Origin of the sequence: Mycetohabitans sp. B8 (assembly GCF_021991875.1) — a bacterium.
Classification (GTDB): Bacteria; Pseudomonadota; Gammaproteobacteria; order Burkholderiales; family Burkholderiaceae; genus Mycetohabitans.
The window spans coordinates 1-417 of the sequence record NZ_JAHLKR010000047.1; the positions used below are offsets into that span (position 1 = coordinate 1).

1 protein-coding gene is annotated in these 417 nt (G+C 57.3%); it reads right to left on the bottom strand.

Annotation, left to right across the window (positions count from 1 at the left end):
* Positions 1-417 (bottom strand): hypothetical protein (locus KQH60_RS14610; RefSeq protein WP_237577130.1); only part of this gene is annotated, 417 nt, incomplete at both ends.

Genomic DNA, 417 nt, shown 5'->3' on the forward strand with positions numbered 1-417 from the left:
TTGTTCGCGTTCGGTGTCAGGCAGCCACTTCAATTGCTGAACAGGTTGGTCGGGCGTACAGTCCAGTGCGTTGACCAAACTTTCGAGCACCTGCTGCATGTAACCACACACGCGATCAGGATTACCAGGTTGTGCGATATGCACAGTTAATCCGAGCGCAATACCATAATCCTCCACCGACAAGACCAGTGGATAGTTGCTTCGCTCTTGCCCGCCCAGCGATTGGATGCCAGCCGGTGCGTCACTGTCCTCTGCCGAGAGCGTATTGTGCCGGTAATTCAACAACGCGCTAAAGAGGGGCGAACCGGCGGGCATACCGCTACAGCGCAGCGCGCGTACCAGTGGCGTATGCTCATGTTCGAGCAGCGACGCCAGTCGAGTATGCGTGGCGTGTACACTCGACTCCACGCTGCCATC